The 9,562-nt window shown below is 70.8% G+C and carries 6 protein-coding genes and 1 pseudogene; 6 read left to right on the plus strand and 1 reads right to left on the minus strand.

The annotated features are described in order from the left end of the window. Positions 1-863 precede the first annotated feature (863 nt). Entirely contained in the window at positions 864-1,937 is a 1,074-nt protein-coding gene (locus tag ACFHVL_RS25755) for a hypothetical protein (protein ID WP_416631018.1), read from the minus strand. Positions 1,938-1,953: 16 nt separating this feature from the next. On the opposite strand from ACFHVL_RS25755, the pseudogene ACFHVL_RS25760 reads away from it, so the two are divergent. The 6 genes and pseudogenes from ACFHVL_RS25760 to ACFHVL_RS25785 all read left to right on the plus strand — a co-directional run. Beyond that, positions 1,954-2,301, plus strand: a pseudogene (locus ACFHVL_RS25760) (phosphotransferase family protein); the annotation flags it as partial. A gap of 121 nt (positions 2,302-2,422) precedes the next feature. After that, entirely contained in the window at positions 2,423-2,698 is a 276-nt protein-coding gene (locus ACFHVL_RS25765) for a transposase (RefSeq protein WP_416631034.1), read from the plus strand. Positions 2,699-2,932: 234 nt separating this feature from the next. Then, entirely contained in the window at positions 2,933-4,675 is a 1,743-nt protein-coding gene (locus ACFHVL_RS25770) for an RICIN domain-containing protein (RefSeq protein WP_416631019.1), read from the plus strand. Further along, positions 4,672-6,318, plus strand: coding sequence for a S8 family serine peptidase (locus ACFHVL_RS25775; RefSeq protein WP_416631020.1), 1,647 nt, complete (start codon positions 4,672-4,674; stop codon positions 6,316-6,318). The genes ACFHVL_RS25770 and ACFHVL_RS25775 overlap by 4 nt, the downstream gene beginning before the upstream one ends. 40 nt (positions 6,319-6,358) lie before the next feature. Continuing rightward, the gene (locus ACFHVL_RS25780) at positions 6,359-8,959 is read left to right on the plus strand and encodes a right-handed parallel beta-helix repeat-containing protein (RefSeq protein WP_416631021.1); all 2,601 of its coding nucleotides are present in this window, start codon (positions 6,359-6,361) and stop codon (positions 8,957-8,959) included. Between the two features lie 32 nt (positions 8,960-8,991). Then, positions 8,992-9,552, plus strand: a complete 561-nt coding sequence (locus ACFHVL_RS25785; protein ID WP_416631022.1) for a sigma-70 family RNA polymerase sigma factor — start codon at positions 8,992-8,994, stop codon at positions 9,550-9,552. Positions 9,553-9,562 lie beyond the last annotated feature (10 nt).

Below are 9,562 nucleotides of genomic sequence, written 5' to 3' on the forward strand. Positions count from 1 at the left end.
AGGACCTGTGCCACGGCCAGGCAGACCAGTTCGGAGTCGGTCAGCAGTGGTGGTCTGCCGCGCCACCGGGGTGTGCGGATGCTGTCGTCGATCTTCACGTACAGTGCGGTCAAGAGGGTGTCCAGGTCTTGCGTCACAACATGATCTTGGATGCCCTCTCCTCATGCCCGGACATCGACCCCTGACTTCGGAACTACTCGTCTAGCTAAAGTCTGCTGCCCTGCCGATTGAGCGGACGGTCGGGTTGGTCAACGGTGGCTTCCCTTCAACGGTCCGCCTGTCAGACGCTGAGGATGGCGACGTGACCATCGTCAAGCTTCGTAGGAAACCTATGCGACGACGGTTGGCCGTTCGGTCAGGCGTGGACACCGATCGGCTGTGGGTGCTCCTTGGGTGCTCGGATGTTTCGGTGTGTGGATGGACTCACGGCCGGGTGCCCGGATTCTGACCCAATGTAGCTGCCTGTTCGGTCGTTGCGGTCCGCAGTTGCCGCGAGGACCAGCACCTACGCCGCTGGACGCAACGTCAACCGCTAGGACCACCGCAACAGGGTTGGTCACCGAACGTAAATGGTCCACATTCATCCTGAATTGCTGACTTTTAATCCGCGGGTTCTGGGTTCGAGTCCCAGGCGGCCCACCGCGTGAGCTGGCAAAATAGATGGTTGTCGACAAAATCTAGTGGTTCGCTTTGTGTTTCTTGTCGGATTTGTGGTTTTATCAGGCGAGCACCCAGTTCGGGAATGACGTCCGACGTTCCGTCCGACACGTCTTCATCGGCGACAGCTCCCGTGGGTTCACCACCTTGCGGCGTGGCGTTCTCCGTACGGGTATCACCCGCAGCCACCGTCGGCGCTGACTGCGTCACCTGTCTTCGATCTGGCGTAGTGCGACTGCGGTGACGTGCTGGAGTTCGTCGTCGCGGGCGATGCTGTCCCACTGGCCGGGGTCGACCGGACGTCGGTCACCGGCCACGGCCTGGCGTAGTACGGGCAGGGCATCGGCGGCCGGTGGACCGATCTCGCCGAGTGTGCCGATGGCGCGGATCGTGGGCGGCCAGACCCGGCCGTGTTCGGTTAGCCGACGGACCACGGCGACGAGTGGGCGTACCGAGTCGGAAGGGTCGCCGGTGACCCGCCACAGCGCTGTCGCCGCCGAGGCCGTGAGCCACGGGTGGTCGGCGCTGTGCAACAGGGCGCGGACACGATCGGCGTACCGGTGGGCGTCCGCTCCCAGTTCGGCGAGAAAGTCCAGGGCCTGCGCTTCGTGATACCGGTCGTCAGGCTGCGGCACGAGCAGGTCCAGCGCGGGCTGGGCGTCTCCGGTCAACCGCCAGTACGCCCGGACCACCGTGTGCCTGGCCGAGGCGGGCAGCCGCCCGTCCGTGGCCAGGGGGCGGATCCGGGCCAGGGGAATCGCCGCCCCGTCGGGGGGACCGGCGGCCGCCAACGCGTGCAGCGCCCAGACGACGGCGTCGCCGTCCAGCAGGTCGAGCAAATCTTCGACCGCCGTGGCGGACGCGCTGCCCCACGCGGCCAGGACTCGGGTGAAGGTGCGTCGTTCGTCGAACGTCTTGGCTGTCCGCAGACGCGCCCGCACCGCGGGCAGTAGCTGTGTCGCGTACTGGGGCACCCCGCTCAACACGTCCAGGATGCCCGGTGGCCGGGTCCACCAGCCGCCCCCGTGATGGTTGTTGAGCGCAAACCCGAGCCGGGGGCGTTCTAACCGGTCCAGCAGCGGCGCCACGCATCTGGGATCGCCCAGCCGGGTCAAGGCGAATACGGCAAGATCAGCGGCTGGCAGGTAGACGTCCGCGCCCGCCGCGGCACTCAGCGCACCGGACCGGAAGGCGGCCTCCGGGTGTTCGAGCAGCCGAGCGGCCAGCAGCGTCCGACCATCCGAATCATCACCCCACTGCCCGTCAACCCAACTGACCATCGCGGAAGGGCGGTCGGTGCCGCACCACGCTGCACCACGCCTGTCCCCACGGGCGAAGGTCCGCCTCCCGCAGAGCGGTGAGGGCCTGCCCGGGCTCGGGGAGTCGGACCGGCAGTGGCTGTTCGGTAGGGCCACCGAGTTGCAGGAGGCGTTGGCGGCGGCGGAGTTCGGGCTCGGGTCTGCTGGTCTTGTGCATGGGGATGCGCAGCTGGCCAACGTGCTGCGCGTTGCCGGGATCGGGCCGGTGCTGGCGGACTGGGACGGAGTGGCGGTCGCCCCACGTGAGTGGGATCTCGTGCCGACGGCGGTGGATGAGCGCTTCGGTGGATCAGCTGAGCTGCTGGCCGAGTTGCTGGCTGCGTACGGCAGTGATCCGACCGGGAGCGTTGGATTGGTTCAGATATTGCAGTCGTTTAGGTCGATGAAACTGGTGTGGCGCGTACCCTACCTACCCCTCGGACCTGACAGACGCCCAGTGAGAGCTCATCGAGCCGATGCTCTCGTTGATCAAGGACCCCGGTCGTCCGCAGAAGGTTCCGCGTCGGGACATCGCCGACGCGATCGTGTACGTAATGCGGACTGGCTGCTCGTGGCGGCAGCTGCCGGCGGACTTCCCGCCGTGGGAGACCGTCTACGGGCAGTACCGCAGGTGGGAGTGGCGGCGGGTGACCGAGCGGATCGTCGACTGCGGGAGGAGGTCCAGGTCGAGGCCGGGCGTGACCCGCTGCCGCCGGCGGGGGCCATCGACTCGCAGCGGGTGAGGGGCGCGGACACCGTCGGGTCCGACCGTCGTGGGTACGACCCGGGTTTCGTCGATTCATGCAATGTTCACCAGTGAGCCCATTCAATCGCCTGTACTCCACATTGTCGGCGTCTAGCCTGCAAAAGGTCCACTTCGGGTGGTCTGACGTCCACCTTGGGTAGGTTCGGTGAAGTCCAGTTGGGCAAGGCTGAGAAGGCGTGGTGGCGGTGTGAGCGAGACGATTGGAACGGGCATGCCGACCAGAAGCCGCTATCGGGTGTTGATGGGTGCAGCCCTCGCCCTGGTCGCGATGGTCGCCCTCACCGCCTCCGTGGCACCCAGCCCGGCCGATGCCGGGGTGCCACTACCCGGCACCCGGGTCTCCGACGCGGATGTCCGGCTGCTGACCGAGGCAGCCAAGGCGTGCCCCACCTTGACCCCGGCGCGGCTGGCTGGTCAGGTGATGGCCGCGTCCCGGTTCTCGGCGACCCCGGTCGAGGCGGTGCAGGCCGTCGGCGGGCAGGGCACCGCAGGGCTTATGCCGACCGTGTGGCAGAAGTGGGCACCGTGGGACGGGGCGCGGCCGAGCGACAAGCAGGCCAGCGTCACCGCGCTCGCCCACCACATGTGCCAACTGGTCGGCCAGCTCCGGGTGCTCGAGCTCGGCGGCGACCGGTGGCAGTTGGCCCTGGCAGCGCATCGGGTGGGCGTCGAGCCGGTCGTCGAGGCCGGCGCTATGCCGGCTGGTGCGCTGGAATACGTCGACACCGTGGAGCGGTACGCCGTCTGGTACGCGTCGCAGCCGGCCTTCGGCGGGATCGGAGAGGCCGCACCCGAGGCCACCGAATCAGCGGTTGCGCAGCGGGTCACCCGGGCCGCGCCGTTGCCGGTGCCCGACGCGTTCCTCGAGCCGATCCAGGCCGCAGGTGCAGTCTGCCCGCAGCTGCCGCCGGCTCGGGTTGCCGCGCAGCTCATGGCCGCCTCCGAGTTCGACCCGCAGCGACTCGGCCCGACTGGTGAGCAGGGCATCGCGCAGTTCCTGCCCGAGGTGTGGGTGGCCTACGTACGGCCGTCGGCGGAGGCCTCACCATGGACCCCGGCTTCGGCGGTGCCGGCCCTCGGCGAGACCATGTGCGCGCTGCTGGAAGCCGTGCCTGGCACCGGCCCGGACGACTACCCGCTCGCGCTGGCCGCGTTCCTGCGCGGCGACCCGATGATCCGGTCGCTGGCCGACGTGCCGGGCGGTGAACGGATTGTCGCCCTGACCGAGCAGGTGGGCCGTTTCGAGACCGAGTACGGCAAGGATCCTCGGCTGGCCCCGCCGGCCTCACCGTCGCCGTCGGCCTCTCTGTCGACGAGCCCGACCACCGGGGCCGAGCGATCTCCGGAGGCGAGCACCGCCCCGACGACCGCACCACCCACGCGACCTTCCCCGACGGCGACGAAGCCGACCACCCCGGTGCAGACCGACTCAGACCAGCCGCCGGTCAAGGCCTCGGACGCCGATGGAACCAACCGTCCGTACGGGCCGTACTTCATCCACAGCCTCGGCACCGAGATGTGCGTGGACGTTCCGGGTGTCGGTCCCGGTCCACGCGACGGGCCGGTCCTCCGGAACCTCTGCTACCCGCACACCCCGGACAACCAGGAGTACGCCTTCGTCCCGCGCCGAGTCGACGGCTCGGGGAACCAGCTGTACTGGATTCGCAGCGTCACCTCCCAGTACTGCCTGGACCTGCCTGGCAAGGGCTCGGTTTCGCCGGCGACGCCGCTGAACGAGACCGGCTGTTTCGACGATGAGAACCAGTACTGGCGGCTGCAGCCCACGGTGAAGTCCGGCGACGTCCAGTACTACTGGCTGGTCAACACCGCCTCGAACCTCTGCCTGGACGTTCCCGGCGTTGCCGCCAGAACGCCGGACCTTCGGCTCGAGGTGTTCGGCTGCCGGTCCAGCGACGATCACGACTGGGCGCTGATCCGAAAGACCAACTGGTGACCGGGCCGCTGGCCAGGGCGGCCCTGGCCGGCCTGGTAACGCTCGTTGCGGTGACGGCGGCGACCACGGACACGGTCACCGAGCGTCGGCCCGCGCAGGCCGCGCAGGGCGATCCGCAGGAGCAACCGTACGTCCTCTACTACACGGTGATGGCGTCGTACCAGGGTAGGCCGGAGACCCTCTGGTCGGTCGCGGAGCGGTTCCTCGGCGATGCCGAGCGAGCGGGTGAGATTCTGGAACTCAACACCGGGCGGCAGCAGCCGGGCGGCGGCTGGCTGACCGATCCCAGGCAGCTGAACCAGGGCTGGCACCTCGTGCTGCCCTGGGACGCGATCGGCACCGGTCTGCGGCACGGCCCGCTACCCACCACGACGGCGGCTGTGGCACCCGGCGCGACCTCATCGCCCAGGCCGACAGATCCGGTCGTCGGCGGGGCGGATCCCGCCAACGGCGAGGCGGATCCGGCCAGCGAACCGGTGCGCGGCGGTGTGCCCGTCGCCGGTCAGCTGGCGGGTTCCGGCTCGGCGGCAAGCTCCGGCTCGGCGGCATCCGACCGCGCTGCCTGCCGGCCGACCGCCGTCGCAGCCCCGCCAGCGGATTCGAACTGGGGACAGCGACTGGTGGCGCCGCAGCGGGCGTGGCCGACCACCACCGGCGCCGGCGTCCGGGTGGCCGTCGTCGACTCGGGTGTCGCGGGGGGCCGGCCGGAACTCGATGACCGGCTCGGCCGAGGCGCGGACATCGTCGCCGGCAACGGCCTGGGCGACACCGACTGCGTCGGCTCGGGCACCGCGCTGGCAGGTATCGTCGCCGCCGACGACGGGAAGGACGGCGCACTGGTCGGGGTGGCGCCGAAGGCCGTGGTCGTCCCGGTGCGGCTGGTGGACCAGGGACTCCCGGCGAGCCCGCCGGCGGCCGTCACCGCCATCGAGGTCGCGGTGGCCACCGGCGCGAAGGTGATTCTGCTCGGTGGCTCTGTCGACGTCACCGACACGACGATTCGTTCGGCGGTCGACGAGGCGGTCGGCTGGGGCGTGCTCGTGGTGGTGCCGGCCCCGTCCGCCGGACCGGCGATCGCCCCGGGGGACGGACTGCTCCGCGTCGGCGGTCTCGGCCCCGACCAGCGAGAGGTCAGCGACTACCCGACCGGCTCGGTGGACCTGCTCGCGCCAGCGACCGGGATCCGTAGCATCGGCGCCGCCGGCACCGGGGCCTACGTCGGCACCGGTACGGAGTACGCCGCCGCTTTCGTCGCTGGCGCGGCGGCCCTGGTGCGATCGGCCAGGCCCGGGCTGTCCCCGGGACAGGTCGGCCAGCAACTCGCCGCGACCGCCGCCGACCGGGCGGTCGACGGCCCGGAGGGCGTCGGGCGGCTCGATCCGTACGCGGCGGTCACCAGTCGGCTGGTAGACGGCGGGCCGCCCGCCACGGCCGTCGAGCCGGTGCAGCGGCCCCAGCCGGTCTCTTGGCCGGTGGTGCTGGCGGTGTTGACCGCGTTCGGGGCGCTGCTCGCCGGTGGACGCCTCTGGAGCCGGTACCGGGCGAGGAGCAGGCGTCGCCGGTTGGCGGTGGAGCAGGCCGACGATCCGTTCGGCAGTCGCGCCGAGGATGCAGCCCAACTCGTGCGTAGCGGAAAGCCGTGAGCACCGGGACGACCGATCGTGCTCGGCGAGGGTGAGGATGGTGCGACTCAGCGGCCGCCGGGCGGGCGCCGACCCGGACATCGTCCGGGTGGCGCCCGGCGAACGGGGCACCGCACAGAGCATCGCGGCCGGCCTGCGGGCAGCCTCGGCCGGGCAGACCGTGCTGGTGGCTCCCGGCCGGTACGACGAGGAACTGCTGATCGACACCGCAGTGCTGGTCCGGGCCGAGCGAGGACCGGGCACCGTGTCGTTGGTGCCGCGGACCCCGGTGCGGATCACCGCCGCGGCGACGCTGACCGACCTGATGCTGGCCGGTGCCGATTGTGGTGATCCGCTGCTGCGGATCGAGGACGGCAGCGCCGAACTCGTCGGCTGCGACCTGCGTGGCGGCAGGATCGAAGTCAGCGGGCAGGCCCGCGCGGTGCTGCGCGGTTGCCGGTTGACCGGTGCCCGGCTGGCCGGCCTGTACGCCACCGGTGGTGCGGTGGTCCTGCTCGAGCACTGCGTCATCACCAACGTAGACGGCATCGGTGTGGTGGCCGGCGGGTCGGCGCAGACCACTCTGCGCGACACCTGGATCGACTCGGTCACCGGATCCGGCGTACGGGCACGTGGCACCGCCCGGGTCGAGCTGGCCCGCTGCACGGTCGTCGCCGCTGGACGCAACGGGATACGTGTCGAAGAGTCGGCGACGGTCATCGGGCTGGACGTCACCGTGAGCCGTAGTGGCGGAGACTCGGTGTTCGCCTTCGGGGCGGCGCGGATGGAACTGACGGGGTGCCGGCTGACCGATTCGGCCGCTGCGGGCGTGGTCGCCGCCGACCGGTCGCAGCTGGTCCTGACCCGCTGCGACGTGGACCGGGCAGGCGCGACCGGGGTGGTGTGCCGGGACGAGGCCGAGGTCGGCATCTCCGCCGGATCGGTGCGCGGCTGTGCCGGCAACGGGATCTTCGTCACCGATCGCGGTACGGTGACGCTCACCGACACCGTGCTGGGCGACTCGACGTACAGCGTGCTGCACGTCGGCGGCACCGGCCGGCTGACCGCCGCCGGTGCCCTGGTGGGGCCGTCTGCGGAGCACGGGCTGCACGCCATCGGGGCAGGTAACGTCGAGTTGACCGGCGGCTGGGTGCGTGGCTGCGGGCTCGCCGGGGTGAGCACCGCCGACAACGCCGAGGTGACGGCTACGGGCACCGTGCTGGCCGGCAATCGCAACGGAGTGGTCGTCGGCTCGGACCGGCCGGTGCGACTGACCGGCTGCGTGGTCGACGCCAGCGGCCGGGCCGGCGTTCAGGTCGGCGTCGGTGCCGCCGTGGAGTTGACCGACTGCCGTATCGACCGGGCCGGCACCGCCGGGATCGTCTTCGAGCGGGACAGCGGGGGCACCGTGGATCGGTGCGCGGTGCGCGACGCCGAGGGCTCCGGCATCGTGGTGTGGACCGGTGCCAGCCCGCAGGTAACGGACACATGGTGCACGGCGGGCGCGAAGAATGCGCTGTTCGTCGCCGAGGGCGGTGGCGGCCGGTACGTCGACTGCGTCTTCACCGACAGCGCGTACCCGGCGATCCACGTCGGGGCCGGGGCGACACCGGCCATCGTGCGCGCCCGGATCCGCGACACCGAACTCGACGTCGATGTGGACCCGCAGGCCCAGCCGGTCTTCGAGGAGATCCGGCTGACCGAGGTGGCCAGGTCGCTGTTGCCGCCGGCAGCGCTGGCAGCCAGCGGTGATCCCGGCGTTCCGACGGCGGCCGGGGCTCCGGCCACCGGTGGTGCCGTGCCGGCCGACGCAGCCCCGACTGAGGCGACCCGACCTACCGAGGCCGACCTGCCGGATCTGCTGGCCGAGCTGGACGCGTTGGTCGGCCTGGACCGGGTCAAGCAGGATGTGCAGGCACAGATCAAACTCATGCAGACGGTACGCCGACGCCGGGAGGCCGGGCTCGCCGCGCCGCCATTGAGCCGGCACCTGGTTTTCGCCGGCAACCCCGGCACCGGCAAGACCACTGTGGCCCGCCTCTACGGCCGCCTGCTCGCCGCGTTGGGCATGCTGGAACGCGGCCACCTCGTCGAGGCCGACCGGACCACGATGGTCGGCGAGTACGTCGGGCACACCGGACCCCGTACCCAGGCGGTCTTCCGTCGGGCACTCGGCGGCGTTCTTTTCATCGACGAGGCCTACTCGCTGGTTCCACCCGGTCACACCAACGACTTCGGGCAGGAAGCCATCGCCACGCTGGTCAAGCTGATGGAGGACTACCGCGACGACGTGGTGGTGATTGTGGCCGGCTACCCCCTGGAGATGAGTCGCTTCATCGCCTCGAACCCGGGCCTGGCCTCCCGGTTCTCCCGGACGCTGACGTTCGAGGACTACGGGTCCACCGAGCTGACCGACATCGTCGAGGCCCAGTGCCGGCAGCACGAGTACCAGCTCGCCGACGACGCGCGTGCCGCCGTTCACGACCTGTTCGCCGCGATCAACCACGGCCACGGGTTCGGCAACGGTCGCGCCGCGCGCCAGATCTTTCAGCGGATGACCGAACACCAGGCGCAGCGGGTGGCCGATCTCGCCGACCCGTCGACCGACGACCTGCTGCGCCTCACCGCGTCCGACGTGCCCGCCGCCGGTTCGGTGGCCTGACCGGTTCGTACGGCCAGAGAAAGAGGTATCCGATGGAGACCATCGAGGGCGTTCGTCGGCCGACCCACGCCGACCTGGTCACCTGGTACGAGCGGGTGCTGGTGCCGCAGAGCCGGCCAGCGTTGCACCGGTACGCCCGGCGTCTGATGCACGGCGATCCGCACCGCGCCGAGGACCTGGTCCAGGAAACGCTGCTGCGGGCCTGGCGCAATCTGGCCTCGGTGGCCAGCGCCCGATCGCCGCAGGCCTGGCTGTCGCGGGTCGCCCACAACCTCAGCATCGACCAGGCCCGGCGGGTGACGGCCCGCCCCGCCGAGGTCAGCGAGGACGTCACCGCCATGGCCTGGCAGCCGGCGGAGAACCTCTTCGACGCAGCCCTGGACCGGGTCGCGCTGGAGCCGGCGCTGCGCAGCCTCTCGGCCGTGCACCGCGAGGCGCTGCTCCTGGTCTACTACCAGGACCGTACCCACCGTGAGGTGGCTGGGGTGCTTGGCGTACCCCCGGGCACGGTGAAGTCGCGCACCCACAATGCCACCCGGCAACTGCAGCGGGTGTTGAGCGGGTGTGGCGTGACCGGCAGCACGCCGGGGTGACCGTGACGAG

Origin of the sequence: Micromonospora sp. LOL_023 (assembly GCF_048060115.1) — a bacterium.
Taxonomy (GTDB): domain Bacteria; phylum Actinomycetota; class Actinomycetes; order Mycobacteriales; family Micromonosporaceae; genus Micromonospora_E.